Annotated in this window: 15 protein-coding genes and 2 pseudogenes; 10 read left to right on the top strand and 7 right to left on the bottom strand. The window is 68.5% G+C overall.

The window, feature by feature from the left end:
* Positions 1-325 precede the first annotated feature (325 nt).
* Both EB75_RS17810 and EB75_RS17805 read left to right on the top strand, forming a co-directional pair.
* On the top strand, positions 326-1,030 hold the full coding sequence (locus EB75_RS17810; RefSeq protein ID WP_073696669.1) for a DUF2334 domain-containing protein: 705 nt from the start codon (positions 326-328) through the stop codon (positions 1,028-1,030).
* Between the two features lie 24 nt (positions 1,031-1,054).
* Complete coding sequence (locus EB75_RS17805; protein WP_073696668.1) at positions 1,055-2,695, top strand: FAD-binding dehydrogenase; 1,641 nt, start codon at positions 1,055-1,057, stop codon at positions 2,693-2,695.
* Between the two features lie 3 nt (positions 2,696-2,698).
* Here the strand turns inward: EB75_RS17805 and EB75_RS17800 are convergent, their stop codons facing one another.
* Together EB75_RS17800 and EB75_RS17795 are read right to left on the bottom strand one after the other, a co-directional pair.
* A complete protein-coding gene (locus EB75_RS17800; RefSeq protein ID WP_083612382.1) occupies positions 2,699-3,280 on the bottom strand; it encodes a phosphatase PAP2 family protein in 582 nt (193 codons plus the stop codon).
* A gap of 17 nt (positions 3,281-3,297) precedes the next feature.
* Positions 3,298-3,948 carry an MBL fold metallo-hydrolase gene (locus EB75_RS17795; protein ID WP_073696667.1) on the bottom strand — a complete coding sequence of 217 codons (651 nt, stop codon included), beginning with the start codon at positions 3,946-3,948 and terminating at the stop codon, positions 3,298-3,300.
* 94 nt (positions 3,949-4,042) lie between these two features.
* Here EB75_RS17795 and purS point away from each other — a divergent pair, with 94 nt between their 5' ends.
* Together purS and purQ are read left to right on the top strand one after the other, a co-directional pair.
* Positions 4,043-4,282 carry a phosphoribosylformylglycinamidine synthase subunit PurS gene (gene purS, locus EB75_RS17790; protein ID WP_073696666.1) on the top strand — a complete coding sequence of 80 codons (240 nt, stop codon included), beginning with the start codon at positions 4,043-4,045 and terminating at the stop codon, positions 4,280-4,282.
* Positions 4,279-4,953 carry a phosphoribosylformylglycinamidine synthase subunit PurQ gene (gene purQ / locus EB75_RS17785; RefSeq protein ID WP_073696665.1) on the top strand — a complete coding sequence of 225 codons (675 nt, stop codon included), beginning with the start codon at positions 4,279-4,281 and terminating at the stop codon, positions 4,951-4,953. Before purS ends, purQ begins: the two co-directional genes overlap by 4 nt.
* 223 nt (positions 4,954-5,176) lie before the next feature.
* Here purQ and EB75_RS17780 read toward each other — a convergent pair whose 3' ends face one another.
* Genes EB75_RS17780 through EB75_RS17770 form a run of 3 tightly spaced genes read right to left on the bottom strand, consistent with a single transcriptional unit; the run spans position 5,177 to position 8,401 of the window.
* Positions 5,177-5,974, bottom strand: a complete 798-nt coding sequence (locus EB75_RS17780) for a family 1 encapsulin nanocompartment shell protein (protein WP_073696664.1) — start codon at positions 5,972-5,974, stop codon at positions 5,177-5,179.
* Complete coding sequence (locus tag EB75_RS17775) at positions 5,971-6,987, bottom strand: Dyp-type peroxidase (RefSeq protein WP_073696663.1); 1,017 nt, start codon at positions 6,985-6,987, stop codon at positions 5,971-5,973. The genes EB75_RS17780 and EB75_RS17775 overlap by 4 nt, the downstream gene beginning before the upstream one ends.
* Positions 6,988-7,033: 46 nt before the next feature.
* On the bottom strand, positions 7,034-8,401 hold the full coding sequence (locus tag EB75_RS17770) for a cytochrome P450 (RefSeq protein WP_073696662.1): 1,368 nt from the start codon (positions 8,399-8,401) through the stop codon (positions 7,034-7,036).
* A gap of 63 nt (positions 8,402-8,464) precedes the next feature.
* Between EB75_RS17770 and EB75_RS17765 the strand changes: the two genes are divergently transcribed.
* Positions 8,465-9,724: a M18 family aminopeptidase gene (locus tag EB75_RS17765; RefSeq protein ID WP_073696661.1), complete on the top strand. Its 1,260-nt coding sequence runs from the start codon at positions 8,465-8,467 to the stop codon at positions 9,722-9,724.
* Positions 9,725-9,739: 15 nt separating this feature from the next.
* Entirely contained in the window at positions 9,740-10,093 is a 354-nt protein-coding gene (locus EB75_RS17760) for a VOC family protein (protein WP_073696660.1), read from the top strand.
* 4 nt (positions 10,094-10,097) lie between these two features.
* Here EB75_RS17760 and EB75_RS29355 read toward each other — a convergent pair whose 3' ends face one another.
* A complete protein-coding gene (locus tag EB75_RS29355; protein ID WP_163692779.1) occupies positions 10,098-10,268 on the bottom strand; it encodes a hypothetical protein in 171 nt (56 codons plus the stop codon).
* A 136-nt stretch (positions 10,269-10,404) separates the two neighbouring features.
* On the opposite strand from EB75_RS29355, the pseudogene EB75_RS17755 reads away from it, so the two are divergent.
* The 3 genes and pseudogenes from EB75_RS17755 to EB75_RS17745 all read left to right on the top strand — a co-directional run bounded on the left by EB75_RS17755 (position 10,405) and on the right by EB75_RS17745 (position 13,602).
* Positions 10,405-10,828, top strand: a pseudogene (locus EB75_RS17755) (DoxX family protein).
* Positions 10,829-10,879: 51 nt separating this feature from the next.
* Positions 10,880-13,168 (top strand): phosphoribosylformylglycinamidine synthase subunit PurL, encoded by a 2,289-nt coding sequence (gene purL / locus EB75_RS17750; protein WP_073696659.1) that lies wholly within the window; start codon positions 10,880-10,882, stop codon positions 13,166-13,168.
* A 53-nt stretch (positions 13,169-13,221) separates the two neighbouring features.
* On the top strand, positions 13,222-13,602 hold the full coding sequence (locus EB75_RS17745; RefSeq protein WP_073696658.1) for a sterol carrier family protein: 381 nt from the start codon (positions 13,222-13,224) through the stop codon (positions 13,600-13,602).
* 1 nt (position 13,603) lies between these two features.
* On the opposite strand, the pseudogene EB75_RS17740 reads toward EB75_RS17745, so the two are convergent.
* A pseudogene (locus EB75_RS17740) lies at positions 13,604-14,947 on the bottom strand (DoxX family protein).
* A 203-nt stretch (positions 14,948-15,150) separates the two neighbouring features.
* On the opposite strand from EB75_RS17740, the gene purF reads away from it, so the two are divergent.
* Complete coding sequence (gene purF, locus EB75_RS17735; protein WP_073696672.1) at positions 15,151-16,683, top strand: amidophosphoribosyltransferase; 1,533 nt, start codon at positions 15,151-15,153, stop codon at positions 16,681-16,683.
* The last annotated feature ends 52 nt before the right edge of the window (positions 16,684-16,735 follow it).

Raw genomic sequence — 16,735 nt, 5'->3', positions numbered from 1 at the left:
GGACCAGCAGTCCCACCAGTTAGGTGTCCACCATCAGGGGTCAAGCCCACCCGCGAGCGGCCGTGTTTGTACGGGAACACGCCGCAATTTGCGTGCAGAAAGGTTGCGCTCACAACTGCTGAGCGGCCGTGTTTGTACGGGAACACGCCGCAATTTGCGTGCAGAAAGGTGTCGCTCGTGGCTGCTGAGTGGCCGCGTTTTGTACACGTAGGTCGGCGTGTCGCCGGACAAACACGGCCGCTCGCGCAGAGAACAAGGGTCAGTGTTCAGGCGGCACCAATGTCACGGCAACCAACGGGACACCTCAAGTTGTCACACTGCTTGCATGGCTGGCCAACTGATCGTCTCGCTCTCGGGCATCCGGGACCGCACGCTGGGCGATGTCGCCGATTTCTGTGCCGAACTCGACGCCCGCCGGATTCCCGCGTCGCTGCTGGTCGCCCCGCGGCTCAAGGGTGGCTACCGGCTGGAGCGCGACATCCCGACGGTCGAGTGGTTGACCAAGAGCCGCGCCGCCGGAGCCGCCGTTGTCCTGCACGGGTTCGACGAGGCGGCCAGCAAGAAGCGCCGCGGCGAGTTCGCGGCCCTGCCCGCCCACGAGGCCAACTTGCGGCTCATGGGCGCCGACCGGGTGCTCGAGCACCTCGGCCTGCGCACCCGTCTGTTCGCCGCGCCCGGCTGGACGGCATCGCAGGGTACTGTGACGGCGTTGCCGCGCAACGGTTTCCGGCTACTCGCCGGGGACACTGGCATCACCGATCTGGTGCGCTCGACGACCGTGCGGTCCCGCGTCCTCGGCATCGGCGAGGGCTTCCTCACCGAACCCTGGTGGTGTCGCACCCTGGTGCTCGCTGCCGAGCGCACCGCCCGGCGCGGCGGCACCGTCCGGTTGGCCGTGGCGGCCTCGCAACTGCGGAGAAGCGGGCCCCGGCAGGCCATGCTCGACGCCATCGACCTGTCACTCATGCACGGCTGCAGCCCTACTGCCTATGCGTGGACGCCGGACCCGGCACTAACCGACGCGGCCTGACGCCCGGGACGCTAGCGTGACCCCATGGACGCTGACGTCATCGTCGTGGGGGCCGGGCTGGCCGGACTGGTCGCTGCCGCTGAACTACTTGAGCGCGGTCGATCGGTTCTGATCGTCGACCAGGAGAACGAGGCCAACATCGGTGGCCAGGCGTTCTGGTCCTTCGGCGGATTGTTCTTCGTCGACAGCGCCGAACAGCGCCGCGTCGGGATCCGCGACAGCTACGAGCGGGCGCTGGAAGATTGGCTGCGCACAGCAGGATTCGACCGCGACGAAGACCACTGGCCCGAGCAGTGGGCGCGCGCCTACGTCGACTTCGCGTCCGGCGAGAAGCGCAGCTGGCTGCGTGAGCGCGGTCTGCAGACCTTCGCCCTGGTCGGCTGGGCCGAGCGGGGCGGCTGGGACGGCAAGGGGCCGGGCAACTCGGTGCCGCGCTTCCACATCACCTGGGGCACCGGGCCGGCGCTGGTCGACATCTTCGCGCGACGGGTCGTGGGTCACCCCAAAGTGCGCTTCGCGCACCGGCATCGGGTCGACGAGCTGATTGTCGATCACGGCGCGGTCACCGGAGTGCGCGGCGCGGTATTGGAGCCGTCGACCACTGTCCGCGGGGAAGCGTCGTCGCGTAACACTGTGGGAGAGTTCGAGTTCCGGGCCCAAGCGGTGATCGTCGCCAGCGGCGGTATCGGCGGCAACCACGATCTGGTGCGGCAGAACTGGCCCAAGCGCATGGGCCGGGTGCCGGGGCAACTGTTGTCCGGCGTCCCCGCGCACGTCGACGGCCGCATGCTCGGCATCAGCGAGGCCGCGGGCGCGAGCGTCATCAACAACGACCGGATGTGGCACTACACCGAGGGCATCACCAACTACGACCCGATCTGGCCGCTGCACGGCATCCGCATCCTGCCCGGCCCGTCGTCCCTGTGGCTGGACGCCACCGGCAAGCGCCTGCCCGACCCGCTGTACCCGGGCTACGACACCCTGGGCACGCTGGAGTACATCTGCCAAACCGGCTACGACTACACGTGGTTCGTGCTCGACCAGAGCATCATCGCCAAGGAGTTCGGCCTGTCCGGGCAGGAGCAGAATCCCGACCTCACCGGCAAGAACCTGCGGGAAGTGCTGGGGCGTAGTCGTAATGGTGGGCCCGCCCCGGTCCGTGCCTTCGTCGACAAGGGTGTGGACTTCGTGTCGGCCAACACGTTGCGCGACTTGGTTTCTGCCATGAACAAGGTGCCCGACGTGGTGCCGCTGGACTACGCGACCGTCGAGGCCGAGGTCACCGCCCGCGACAAGGAGATGACCAGCAAGCTCACCAGTGATGGCCAGACCGTGGCCTACCGGGCGGCGCGCTCCTATCTGCCGGACCGGCTGGCACGCATCGCCGGGCCGCACAAACTGACCGAGCCCAAGGCCGGTCCCATGATCGCCGTCAAGCTGCACATCCTGACCCGAAAGTCGTTGGGTGGATTGCACACCGACCTCGATTCGCGGGTGCTGACGCCGGAGGGCGGGGTGCTCGACGGGCTGTACGCGGCCGGCGAGGCGGCTGGTTTCGGCGGCGGCGGGGTACACGGCTACCGGGCGCTGGAAGGCACCTTCCTGGGTGGCTGCATCTTCTCGGGGCGCGCTGCCGGGCGGGCCGCCGCCCGTGCTGTCGGCTGAGCGCTACTGCGAACGCGACAGATTCGAAGCGGCCCGCCGGGCATGGTGCGGCGCCTCAGGACCGGCGGCCAAGACCGCCAGGCACACCATGGCCGTCGCATAGAACGCGCCGCCGATGATGTCGGTGAAGTAGTGGAAGCCGTTGCTGGCCATGCCTATAGAGGGGATGGCGGCACCCATCGCGGCGACGATGACGGTCCACGTCCGAATCCCGATGACGAGCACCAGCATGGCCGCGACGGTGATCGCCACTGTCGTGTGCCCACTGGGATAGGCCAGAAACTCGCCGAACCAGGGGCGGCCGAACAACACTTTGAGCACCTTGGCGCCGACGATCGAGACGATCGGACACAGCGCGGCGACTGCCGCCAGCCGCCACTCGCGCCGCCACAGCGGAATCCCCACCGCCAACAGGTACAGCGGCACCAGCACCTTCACCCGGTTCAGGATCAGCATCCAGTACGGGTGCGTGCCGAGCAGTTCGTGCGATGCCGTCACGAACCACTGATCGACGCCGGTGTCCCCGGACCTGACGGCCAGGCCCAGCAAGATCATCGTGGTGAACCCGATGACGGGCCACCACACCAGGAACCGGTGGGTGCTCAGAACCGCGTCTCCTGCTCGGGAGTCAGCACCCGGAAGTCGGTGGACGTCATCTCGTCGAGCCGGCCGTAGTAGATGCCCTTGGCCTGTTCGGCGACGACGCCCTGATGGATCGGCACCGCGTGCTGGGGTGCGACGGCCCGCAGGAAGTCGACGGCCTCGGAAATCTTCATCCACGGCGCGGCGGCCGGCGCGGCGAGCACCTCGACGGGCTCATCCGGCACGAACAACGCGTCGCCGGGGTGCATCAGGCGGGCAGCGTGACCAGCATCACCGACCAGGTACGAGATGTTGTCGATGATCGGGATGTCCGGGTGGATGACGGCGTGCTTGCCGCCCGCGCCGCGCACCGTCAGGTGCCCGATCGACAGCGTGTCGCCGACGTGCACCGCCTGCCACGGCGCGCCCAGCTGCGCCGCGGTCATCGGGTCGGCATACAGCTTGGCCTGCGGATTCGCCTCGACCAGGGCCGGGAGACGCGCCGGGTCGGCGTGGTCAGGGTGCTGATGGGTGATCAGGATGGCATCGAGCCCGGTGATGCCCTCGAACCCGTGCGAGAAGTTGCCGGGGTCGAAGAGAACCGTCGCTTCGGCATCGCCATCGGTGAATCGGGCCAACAAGCAGGAATGTCCGAAGTGCGTCAGCTCCATGCACCCATTGTGCAGTCGATTGTGCGGGCATCGCCGTGGACGACGGCGCCGGTACAGTAATCCCGAGCAATCCGACCCGAACAAAGGAGCGCGCGTGGCCCGCGTCGTTGTGCACGTGATGCCCAAGGCCGAGATCCTGGACCCGCAAGGCCAGGCGATTGTCGGAGCGCTGGGGCGCCTCGGGATCACCGGAGTGTCCGACGTCCGTCAGGGCAAGCGCTTCGAGCTCGAGGTCGACGACAGCGTGTCCGACGAGACGCTGGAGCACGTCGCCGAGACGCTGCTGGCCAACACCGTGATCGAGGACTTCTCGGTGCACCGGGGGGACGCGTGACCACGAAGGTCGGTGTCATCACCTTCCCAGGCACGCTCGATGACGTCGACGCGGCGCGCGCCGTGCGGGCCGTCGGCGGCGAGGCCGTCAGCCTCTGGCACGCCGATCCCGACCTGAAGGGCGTCGACGCCGTCATCGTCCCCGGTGGCTTCTCCTACGGCGACTACCTGCGCTGCGGTGCCATCGCCAAGTTCGCGCCCGTCATGACCTCGGTCGTCGAGGCCGCGGCCAAGGGCATGCCGGTGCTGGGTATCTGCAACGGCTTTCAGGTGCTGTGCGAGGCCGGGCTGCTGCCGGGCGCGCTGACCCGCAACGAGGGCCTGCATTTCATCTGCCGCGACGTGTGGCTCGAGGTGACGTCGTCGTCGACCGCGTGGAGCAGCCGCTACGACGCCGGCGCCGACATCCTGATCCCGCTCAAGTCGGGTGAAGGCCGCTACGTCGCGTCCGAGACAGTGCTCGACGAACTCGAGGGCGAAGGCCGCGTGGTGTTCCGCTACCGGGACAACATGAATGGCTCGATGCGCTCGATCGCCGGGATCAGCTCGGCCAACGGCCGCGTCGTCGGCCTGATGCCGCACCCCGAGCACGCCACCGAGGCCCTCACCGGCCCGTCGGACGACGGTCTCGGCATCTTCTACTCGGCGCTCGACGCGGTCCTGAGCGCCTGACGCCGTTGTGCTTGCTCCCGAGGGTGCATACAGCTCGTGCAACTCGCCCGCGAGACGCGCTGGGCGCACCCTCGTTGGCGGCGCCGACGCAGCTGCGCCCAGGATTCAGGGTCAACTCGATTTGAGCATCCCGACCTGTTGACCCTGACCTGAGGGCGCACCTCACTCGAACAAGTGCGCCCTGGGTACAGGATCAATACGGCGTGGGGGAACTACCGATGCGTCAGCTGTCGAGCGCGACCGACGCCTCGGCGGTGTAGCAGAGGAACGTCAGCGTCTCCTGCAGGTACAGCTGCACCGTCTCGGCATCGTGCGACAGGTAGCCGATGGTCACATCGGTGCCCAACTGCAGATCGAAATCGCCTCCGCGCGTGGATAATACGAACGCGCCGTCGATGGCCGGCGCCCAGATGATCTCACCGTCGACCAGGCGGTTGAGGTGCTCCAGCAGCGGGTAGCCGTGCTCGGTGGTCTCGCTGACCTTGGTGTAGGCCTCCGCCGACAGCAGCACCGAATACGGTCCGTCGACACCGGCGAGGCGCAGCTCCGACAGCGCCTGCGAGATCACGTCCGGGTAGCCGCGCGGATCGCTCGGCAGCGCCAGCGCCGGGTTGGAGCTCGAGGCGCGGATGCCCTCGATCTGGGCGGCGGGGTAGCCCTCGAAGATCGCCCGGTCCTCCGAGAACGCCAGCTTCTTGGCGGCTTCCTTCACCGGATCCCAGTCGGAGTCCTGCGCGCCGCGCTCGACGTCGTCGATGGCCGTGCGCGTCACCGTGAACGGCACCCGCAGCCGCACCAGCGGCCGGGCTTCCCGAAGATGCGCCTGCACACCGTCGGCCGGTGACGTGACATCGACGAGGTGGCCGGTGCTGACCGCGGCCGTCTTGGGTCCACCCGGTTCACTCACGTCGACGACGCGGCGGCCGGCGATGTGCCGCTTGAACGTCCGCGCGGCTTCCTCCTCGATCTGCGCCCACGCGGCGGCGGTGACGGGAGCGAGATCGCGGTACAGGTTGTTCATTGCGGTTGACCTTTCAGACTGCCGATGGACAGGGTGCCGGGGGACGTGGGTTGGGCTTCGGGTTCGGCCGGTGGCGCGGCGGGCAGGGGCGGCGGGGCATCGAGGAAATCGACTGTGGGAGTGAAGAACAACACTCCGGTGACCGCGGTGGAGAAATCCAGGATGCGGTCGGTGTTGCCCGGCGGATCGCCGATGAACATGTTGCGCAGCATGCGTTCGGTGACGGCCGGGTCGGCCGAGTACGCGATGTAGTACGTGCCGAATTCCCCTGAGCCGACGCGGCCGAACGGCATGTTGGCCCGCACGATCTGGAGCTGGTTGCCGTCGTCGTCTTCGATGACGTTGAGGGCCAGGTGCGAGTTGGGCGGCTTGACGTCGTCGGCCATCTCGATGTCCTCGAGCTTGCTCCGGCCGATCACCCGTTCCTGCTCGGTGACGCTGAGCGACTCCCACGACGACATGTCGTGCAGGTACTTCTGCACGTGAACGTAACTGCCACCGGCGAATTCGGGATCGTCGTCACCGACCAGCGCCGCGACCACGGCGTCCGGACCGTCCGGGTTCTCGGTGCCGTCGACGAAACCCAGCAGGTCGCGATTCTCGAAGAACTTGAATCCGTGTACCTCGTCGACCACCGTCACCGCGCCGTCGAGCGACTTCAGAATCTGGCCGGCCAGCTCGAAGCACACGTCCATGGCGTTGGCCCGGATGTGGAACAGCAGATCGCCCGGGGTCGAGGGCGCGTGGTGACGTGCACCCTGCAATTCGGGGAACGGGTGCAGCCCGGCGGGCCGCGATCCGCTGAACAAGCGATCCCAGGCGTCCGAGCTGATGCCGGTCACCAGGCTCAGACGGCTTGCGGGCGTGCGGAATCCAACTGCGCGAACGAGTCCGGACAGCCCGGTGAGCGCATCGTGCACTTCGGGCTCGGCGCCCTCATCGATGGTCGCGATGAGAAAGATGGCGGCAGATGTCAACGTGGTGAGAACGGGCTGAGGCCGTGCGGGACACACGAACCCGACCCTAGCGGTCGTCGCTGTGGGATGTCCGGATATGTCGCTACACGGAACGGACCCGCGCGTGGATGGGCCCGTCGGCGGTCATGGTGAACGGCAACGCAGGCGGGAAAACGTCGTGCAGTGACTGAACTTCGGTGTGGCGCACGATGGTGGCCAGCGCCAGGGTCGCTTCCAGCATCGCGAAATGATCGCCGATGCAGGTCCGTGGGCCGGCGCTGAACGGGATGTACTGCCAGCGATCACGCCCCTTGGATTGCTCCGGGTTGAAGCGGTCCGGGTCGAACTCCAGCGGATGCTCCCACAGTGCCGGGTCGCGATGCATGGCGTAGATGCCGACCAGCGCCACGGTTCCGGCTTTCACCAGGTGTCCGTCGACCTCCATGTCCTGAGTGATCAACCGATGGTTGGCCGGTCCCGGCGGAAACAGCCGGAGAGCCTCGTGGATGACCTGGACTGTGTAGGTCAGGCCCGGTAGGTCGTCGGGGGTGATTTCGCGGTCGCCTATCGCGTGCGCCTCGGCGCGGACCCTGGCCTGCAGGTCGGGATGACGACCGAGCGCCCACAGGGCGTAGGTCAGCGTGGTTGCGGTGGTGTCATGCCCGGCCAGCATGAAGATGACGAGGTCGGCACAGATCTCCGCGTCGCTCAGCGCCTGCCCGGTGTCTGGATCGGTGGCCGCCATCATCGACCGCACCAATGGAGCGTCGTGGCCAGGGTCGTCGCGGCAGGTCCGCAGGATTTGTGCCGCCATGTCGTACAAGTGCGCCGCGGCGGCACGGGCCCGGTGCCGGCCCGGGGTGGGGAGCCAGTGGGGCGGCTTGAACGGGGTCATGGCGCGGGCAGTGATGTAGGTCAGCGCGGTGTGCATCGATTCCCCGATGCTGTCTGCCAGCTCGTCCAGATCGATCCCGAGCACCGAGCGGCCCAGCGCTCGTAGCGTCAGACGCCGACACGACGCATCCAGGTCCACCACCTGCCCGTCGGCCCAGCCGGCGACAACGGTCTGGGCCGCTTGAGCCATGTGGCCGCCGAAGGCGCGAACATTCGGCTTCATGAACACCGGCTGCAACGCGCGTTTGCGGGGTACCCAGTGGTCGTTGCGCACGGTGAACAGGCTGTCTCCGAGCAGGCTGCGGACTTCGTCGTGAATGGGTGTGCGGTCGGTGGAGCGTCCCGGCTCCCCGAGGATGCAACGCGCACCGCTCGGCGACAGCGCGAAGACGAACTCGGGGCCGACCCACCGGGGTACGAGTTTGACGCGGGTCAGGGTCCCGCCCGCATCGCGCAAGATCTCCTGAGCCGCGACGGGAATGGTCGTGAACAACTTGAGCTGTTGTCGGTACGACAGCGGGCTGCGCGGTACCGACGGCAACACCGCAGCGTCCGTACGACCGATTGTATTGACCATGACGTCAGTTTTTGGGATCGTGGGCCGCCGGCGCATCAACCGAACGGCGTAGATTTTCTGGCCATGACCGGAGCTTCTGCCGCGGGCCTGTGCGAGTTCATCGACGCGTCGCCGTCACCGTTCCACGTGTGCGCGACGGTGGCCGCGCGCCTGACCGCCGCCGGCTTCACCGAGCTGCACGAGACTGACGCTTGGCCATGCTCTCCGGGTAACTACTTCACGGTGCGGGCCGGCTCGCTGGTGGCGTGGCGAGCGACGGACGCGCCGAATCCGTTCCGCATCGTCGGCGGCCACACCGACAGCCCCAACCTGCGGGTCAAGCAACACCCGGACCGGTTTGTCAGCGGCTGGCAGGTGGTGGCGCTGGAGCCCTACGGCGGCGCCTGGCTGAACTCCTGGCTGGACCGCGACCTCGGCATCAGCGGGCGGCTCTCGGTGCGGCGCGGCAACACCGTCGAGGACGTCCTGGTCCGGATCGACGACCCGATCCTGCGGGTGCCGCAGCTGGCCATCCACCTGTCCGACGACCGCAAAGGTGTCAGCCTCGACCCGCAGCGGCACGTCAACGCGGTGTGGGGCGTCGGGACGGGAACCCGCGACTTCGTGGCGTTCGTCGCCGAGCGCGCCGGGGTGGACGGCGCCGACGTCCTGGCCGCCGACCTGATGACCCACGACCTGACGCCGTCGCGGCTGATCGGCGTCACGGGCGAGCTCGTCAGCGCGCCCCGGCTCGACAACCAGGGCACCTGCTACGCCGGGCTGGAGGCGTTCCTGGCCGCTCCGGCAGCCGACTACGTTCCGGTGCTCGCGCTGTTCGATCACGAAGAGGTCGGGTCGACGTCCGACCACGGCGCGCAGTCCGACCTGCTGCCGACGGTGCTCGAGCGCATCGTGCTGGCGGGCGGTGGAACGCGCGAGGACCTGTTGCGCCGGCTGGCCGGGTCGATGGTGGCCTCGGGCGACATGGCGCACGCCACTCACCCGAACTACCCCGAGCGGCACGAGCCCGGACACCTCATCGAGGTCAACGCCGGACCGGTGCTCAAGGTGCAGCCCAACCTGCGGTACGCCACCGACGGCCGGACCGCCGCGGCGTTCGCACTGGCCTGCGCCCAGGCCGGGGTACCGCTGCAGCGGTATGAGCACCGTGCCGACCTGCCGTGCGGATCCACGATCGGACCGATGACCGCGGCGCGCACCGGCATCCCGACCGTCGACGTCGGCGCCGCACAGTTGGCCATGCACTCGGCGCGCGAGGTGATGGGCGCGCACGACGTCGGGGCCTATGCCGCTGCGCTGCAGGCGTTCCTGTCACCGGCCTGACCTACAGTCGGGGCCATGGCACTCAAAGTGGAGATGGTCACATTCGACTGCACCGATGCGCAGGCGCTCGCCGACTGGTGGGCCGCGCAGTTCGGCGGCACGGTGCACACCCTGATGCCGGGGGAGTTCTTCGTCGTCAACTTCGCCGAAGGCCCGAACCTGGGTTTCCAGCAGGTCGACGACCCGACGCCCGGCAAGAACCGGCTGCACCTGGACTTCCACCTCGAAGGTGACATCGAGCCCGAGATCGAACGGCTCAAGGCCGCCGGCGCGACGGAAACCGAGCGCCACGCGTTCGGCGAGGTGGCCCGCTGGGTGGTGCTGGCCGACCCGGAGGGCAACGCGTTCTGCATCGCGGGCGCGGCCTGACGAGCTAGGGACTGGTCTCGTCGACCAGTTCCACGCTGGTGGAGACCAACGGCTCAGACGCGGCATGCCACGCCTTGGACGCGACGACGATGGCGCCGGCACAGATACACACCAGGGTCGCGATCACGGCAAACAGCGCGAGCGCACCCCGGTTGAGGCCAAGGTGGAGTCTCATCCGGCCACGCTAAAACCGCCGGATAAGGCCGGCGTGGGTGCCACCTAGCAGCGGGCTATGAGCCCCGCCGCGATGAATCAGCGTGCTCGCGATGGTCGACATAGTGTTGAACCACCGATCGAGAACGGAGTCCGCCATGGCCGACGCCAAGGACGTATCGAAATCACGGGCCGCGATCGCCGGCCGCAGCACACCGCAGAAGGTCGGCCTGGCGCTGAGCGCCTTCCTCCTGTTGTTCCTGCTGGCCGAATGCCATCCCGAAGATTCTCGGCATGGAGTTCGCGCGCACCGCGACCGAGGAACTCGGATTCCCGCCGTATCAGACGTACGTCATCGGATGGGTGCTGCTGGCCTGCATCATCGCGTGGGTTGTCCCGCGCACCGCAGTGCTGGGCGCGGTCGGGCTGACGGCGTACCTCGGCGGCGCCGTGACCATCGACATGCACCATGAGGCGTGGTTCCCGGTGGTCTTCGCGGTGGCCTTCGGCCTGCTGATCTGGGGCGCACTCATCCTGCGGCGGCCGGCGCTGCTCAAGGTGCTGGTCAGCGGCGACGAGTAGCCGGCGCTCGCCGTGGCGGGCGGGCCAGGTCGGCAACGGTAGACTCTCTGCGTGACGTCCTCGGTCGATACCGTCAATAACGCGACTACCACGCCCGATCAGCCCCAGCCGTATCGCGAGCTCGGCCTCAAGGATGACGAGTACCAGCGCATCCGCGAGATCCTCGGCCGCCGGCCCACCGATGCCGAACTGGCCATGTACTCGGTGATGTGGAGCGAGCACTGCTCCTACAAGTCCTCGAAGGTGCACCTGCGCTACTTCGGTGAGACCACCACCGACGAGATGCGCGCCGGCATGCTGGCCGGTATCGGCGAGAACGCCGGCGTCGTCGACATCGGTGACGGCTGGGCCGTCACCTTCAAGGTCGAATCGCACAACCACCCGTCATACGTCGAGCCCTACCAGGGTGCGGCCACCGGCGTCGGCGGCATCGTCCGCGACATCATGGCCATGGGCGCCCGCCCGGTCGCGGTCATGGACCAGCTGCGCTTCGGCGCGGCCGACGCCCCCGACACCCGCCGCGTGCTCGACGGCGTCGTCCGCGGTGTCGGTGGCTACGGCAACTCGCTGGGCCTGCCGAACATCGGCGGCGAGACCATCTTCGACCCGTCCTACGCCGGCAACCCGCTGGTGAACGCCCTCTGCGTCGGCGCGCTGCGCGTCGAGGACCTGCACCTGGCCTTCGCGTCCGGTACCGGCAACAAGATCATCCTGTTCGGTGCCCGCACGGGTCTGGACGGCATCGGCGGCGTCTCCGTGCTGGCCTCGGACACCTTCTCGGGCGACGAGTCCGGCGCCGGCCGCAAGAAGCTGCCGAGCGTTCAGGTCGGCGACCCGTTCACCGAAAAGGTGCTCATCGAGTGCTGCCTCGAGCTGTACGCGGCGCACCTCGTGGTCGGCATCCAGGACCTCGGTGGCGCCGGATTGTCCTGTGCCACTTCGGAACTGGCATCGGCCGGCGACGGCGGCATGCACATCGACCTGGACAAGGTGCCGCTGCGCGCGACGGGCATGACCCCGGCCGAGGTGCTCTCCAGCGAGTCGCAGGAGCGCATGTGTGCCGTCGTGACGCCGGAGAACGTCGATGCGTTCATGGCCGTCTGCCGCAAGTGGGACGTGCTGGCCACCGTCATCGGTGAGGTCACCGACGGTGACCGGCTGAAGATCAGCTGGCACGGCGAGACCGTCGTCGACGTGCCGCCGCGCACCGTCGCGCACGAGGGCCCGGTGTACAACCGGCCCGTCCAGCGCCCCGACACCCAGGACGCGCTGATCGCCGACACCTCCGCCACGCTGCCCCGGCCGAAGACCGGCGACGAGCTGCGCGCCACCCTGCTGCAGCTGCTCGGCAGCCCGCACCTGTGCAGCCGCGCCTTCATCACCGAGCAGTACGACCGCTACGTCCGCGGTAACACCGTCCTGGCCGAGCACGCCGACGGCGGCGTCCTGCGCATCGACGAGGCCACCGGCCGCGGCATCGCGGTGTCGACCGACGCGTCGGGTCGTTACACCCAGCTGGACCCCTACACCGGCGCGCAGCTGGCGCTGGCCGAGGCCTTCCGCAACGTCGCCGTCACCGGCGCGACGCCGGTCGCCGTCACCAACTGCCTCAACTTCGGCTCGCCGGAGGACCCGGGCGTCATGTGGCAGTTTTCGCAGGCTGTCCGTGGTCTCGCGGATGGCTGTGCGGCCCTTGGTATTCCGGTCACCGGCGGCAACGTCAGCTTCTACAACCAGACCGGTTCGACCGCGATCCTGCCGACCCCGGTGGTGGGTGTGCTCGGCGTCATCGACGATGTGCACCGCCGCATCCCGACCGGTATCGGACTGGAGCCGGGGGAGACCCTGATCCTGCTGGGCGACACCTACGACGAGTTCGACGGTTCGGTGTGGGCCCAGGTCACGGCCGACCATCTCGGTGGCGTGCCGCCGCGGGTCGACCTCAAGCGCGAGCAGCTGCTGTCCGAGGTGCTGACCGCCGGTTCGCGCGACGGACTGATCTCGGCCGCCCACGACCTGTCCGAGGGCGGGCTCATCCAGGCCGTCGTCGAGGCGGCCTTGGCCGGCGAAACCGGTTGTCGCGTCCTGCTTCCCGAGGATGCTGACCCGTTCGTGCAGCTGTTCTCCGAGTCGTCGGGCCGTGTCCTTGTCGCGGTGCCGCGCACCGAGGAGAGCCGCTTCATGGCGATGTGCGAGGCCCGTGAGCTGCCGGCCGTCCGCATCGGTGTCGTGGATCCGGGCAGCGACTCGGTGGAGGTTCAGGGCCAGTTCAGCGTCACGCTGGACGAGCTGAGGACCACCTCCGAGAGCGTGCTGCCCGCCCTGTTCTCCCATGAGTGATTTGTGCACGAAAATCCGCGCCCACCGCGGAAAATCGTGCACAAATCCCTGAGATGGTGACGCGTAAGGCGCCCGACCCGGCGCAGACGCGGGCGGCGGTGTTGCTGGTAGTCGACTGGCTGCGGGATGAGCAAAGTCCGCAGCCTGAGAGGGCCGCGATCGCGGACGCCGTCCGGCTGACCGCGCGGACCCTCGCGGCTGTCGCCCCCGGCGCCAGCGTCGAGGTACGGGTGCCGCCTTTCGTTGCGGTGCAGTGTATTTCGGGGCTCAGTCACAGCCGCGGCAATCCGCCCAACGTGGTGGAGACCGACCCGCGCACCTGGCTGCTGTTGGCCACCGGACTCCTGTCGGTGGCCGACGCCACGGGACTGCAGATGTCCGGATCGCGGGCAGCGGAGATCGCCGACTGGCTGCCGCTGGTGGCGCTCACCTGACTCACCTGAAGAACGGGTACTCCTGAACCCAGTGAAAACCCCTGTTGCGCAGGGTGAATTGGTTCGGGTCGACCTGATCGAGGGTGATCTGCGCGGGGCGGCCGCGCAGCGTGCCGGTCAGCTGCAGTTGTCGGGCGGACGGACGGGTCACCTTCAAATCGGCCAGCGGCGTGTCGCCGGGTTCGGTCGCCGTGATGGTGTCGGACGTGACGGTGGCGGTTGCGTCCACCAGCTCGCCGTTCATCCGCTGGTACGTCAGTGCGCCAGGCTTCTCGAAAACCAGGCGCTGCCAACGGGTCTCGTCGGTGGTCAGGGGTGGCAGTGCCTTGCCGTCGACGCGGAACTCGCGGACCGCCCAGATTCCGTACAGCTCGGGCTTGGGGCTGCCGCCCCCGTACGTGTGCCACGCCTGCCAGCTGCCCCAGGCACAACCGACGACGATCCAGAGACCCAGCGCGGCCTGCGCGACGGCCGCTCGCCGATTGGCCCGCGCGGAGCTGAACAGCTCGGGTTGGGTGACCGGCTCCGCCGGGCGTTGCAGGAGGAACAGGTTCGTCAGGCGGCCGAGCTGGGGGACGAGCAGCACCAGGCTCATCAGCAGCAGGTGACCGGACAGGATCTTGACCGGCACGTCGAAGGTCATGTTCAGCAGGAACACCTGGGCCATGCTGGCCAGGCCCAACAGTGTCCCCAGCGTCGCGGTGCGCGGCAGGAACATGAGCAACCCGGCGAGCACCTCGACGGCGCCGAGTGCCATCTCGTACGGATGGGAGCTGCCCACCTGCAGCCACAACACCGAGGCCGGGCTGAAGTCGCCGTAGGACCGCAGCAGCGCGGTCAGCGGCGGTTCCGGCATCTGGGTCGGCACGAGCTTCGCGAAGCCGTAGAACAGCATCTGTCCGGCGACGCACAACCGCAGGAACGTCAGGAACCACGCCGACAGCCGCGCGTAGTCGGGCCGCCGCCGGTCCACGACCGTCCACACCGCGGTGCCGACGGCCGCGACGGCCAGCAGGCAGAACACCAGCACCCAGATCGCGGCCTGGTCGCCGCTGCCGGAGTCCGGGTGCAGCACCGCCTCGACACCGAAGACCTCACAGCCGACCCATCTCACCGCCGGGCCCAGCACCGTCATCTGTCACATCACCGCCAGCTTCGGCAGCCATTCACCGACGATCCCGAAGAAAGCGAACGTGATCTGAGCGAACAACAGACAGAACAGGCCGAAGTACAGAAAACAGAATCTGAATGCGATCTTCGTCACTGTGGACCAGGGTGGCGGCGTGGTGTCGACGCCGGATTGGGTCGCGTCCGTGACGGGCTGTTCTGAATGTTGCCTCCCCATGAAAACCAGTTAAACAGCTGGATTGCGGTGGGCCGGTGGCCATCCCGAGTGCTCTGGGGCGGCGCGCGGCCGGGCGCGAGCTGAGCCGGGCAGGTGTCCCGCAGCGCCCGAGGCAGTGCCGGCCGCGCGATTCGATTCCATTTCGCGCCCATCTGGACCGTAGACTCGTCTCTGTCACCAACCGCCTCCCCGGGAGCAGCCCTATCGTGACCGAACAGACCGAGAACGAGCCACGCGAGGAATGCGGCGTATTCGGGGTCTGGGCCCCTGGCGAGGACGTGGCAAAGCTCACGTACTACGGCCTCTATGCGCTGCAGCACCGAGGGCAGGAAGCGGCAGGCATCGCCGTCGCCGACGGATCTCAGATTCTGGTGTTCAAGGACCTCGGTCTGGTCAGCCAGGTGTTCGATGAGCAGACCCTGGCCGCCATGCACGGCCACGTCGCCGTCGGGCACTGCCGTTACTCCACCACGGGCTCCACCACGTGGGAAAACGCGCAGCCGGTGTTCCGCAACACCGCCGCCGGCACGGGCGTCGCGCTCGGCCACAACGGCAACCTGGTCAACACCGCGGAACTGGCGGCCCGGGCCCGCGAAGACGGCCTGATCAACGCGCGTGGCCATGTCGCCGCCACCACCGACTCCGACATCCTGGGCGCGCTGCTGGCGCACGGCGCCGCCGACTCGAGCCTGGAACAGTCCGCGCTGGAACTGCTGCCGCAGGTCCGCGGCGCGTTCTGCCTGACCTTCATGGACGAGAACACCCTGTACGCCGCCCGCGACCCGCACGGCGTGCGTCCGCTGTCCCTCGGCCGGCTGGACCGCGGCTGGGTCGTCGCCTCCGAGACCGCCGCGCTGGACATCGTCGGCGCCTCGTTCGTCCGGGACATCGAACCCGGTGAGCTGCTGGCCATCGACGCCGACGGCGTGCGCTCCACCCGGTTCGCCAACCCCGAGCCGAAGAGCTGCGTCTTCGAGTACGTCTACCTGGCCCGCCCGGACAGCACCATCGCCGGCCGCTCGGTGCACGCCGCGCGCGTCGAGATCGGCCGCCGGCTGGCGGAGGAGAAGCCCGTCGACGCCGACCTGGTCATCGGGGTGCCCGAATCGGGCGTGCCCGCGGCCGTCGGCTACGCGCAGGGCTCGGGTATCCCGTTCGGGCAGGGCCTGATGAAGAACGCCTACGTCGGGCGCACCTTCATCCAGCCGTCCCAGACCATCCGTCAGCTCGGCATCCGGCTCAAGCTGAACCCGCTGAAGGAAGTCATCCGCGGCAAGCGGCTGATCGTCGTCGACGACTCGATCGTCCGCGGCAACACGCAGCGCGCCCTGGTCCGCATGCTGCGCGAGGCCGGCGCCGTCGAGGTGCACGTGCGCATCGCGTCGCCGCCGGTGAAATGGCCGTGCTTCTACGGCATCGACTTCGCCACCCCCGCCGAGCTGATCGCCAACGCCAAGAGCACCGAGGCCAGCGAGGACGAGATGCTCGAGGCGGTCCGGCATGCGATCGGTGCCGACTCCCTCGGCTACATCAGCAGGCAGGGCATGATCGCCGCCACCGAACAGCCCGCCTCCCGGCTGTGCGCGGCCTGCTTCGACGGCAACTACCCGATCGAACTGCCGGGTGAAGCCGCCCTCGGCAAGAACGTCGTCGAGCACATGCTGGCGACCGCGGCCCGCACCGGCCTGCCGCTGACCGCCGACAACGACAACGCCTCGGCCCTGCGTCGCCCCTGACCGGACGCCCTGACTGGGCGCGACGTGCATCCGCGAGGGTGCGACCGGTAGC

This window comes from Mycobacterium sp. ST-F2 (assembly GCF_001905655.1).
Taxonomy (GTDB): domain Bacteria; phylum Actinomycetota; class Actinomycetes; order Mycobacteriales; family Mycobacteriaceae; genus Mycobacterium.
Note: the sequence above shows the minus strand (reverse complement) of the source record. Positions and strands in the feature narration are given on the sequence as shown.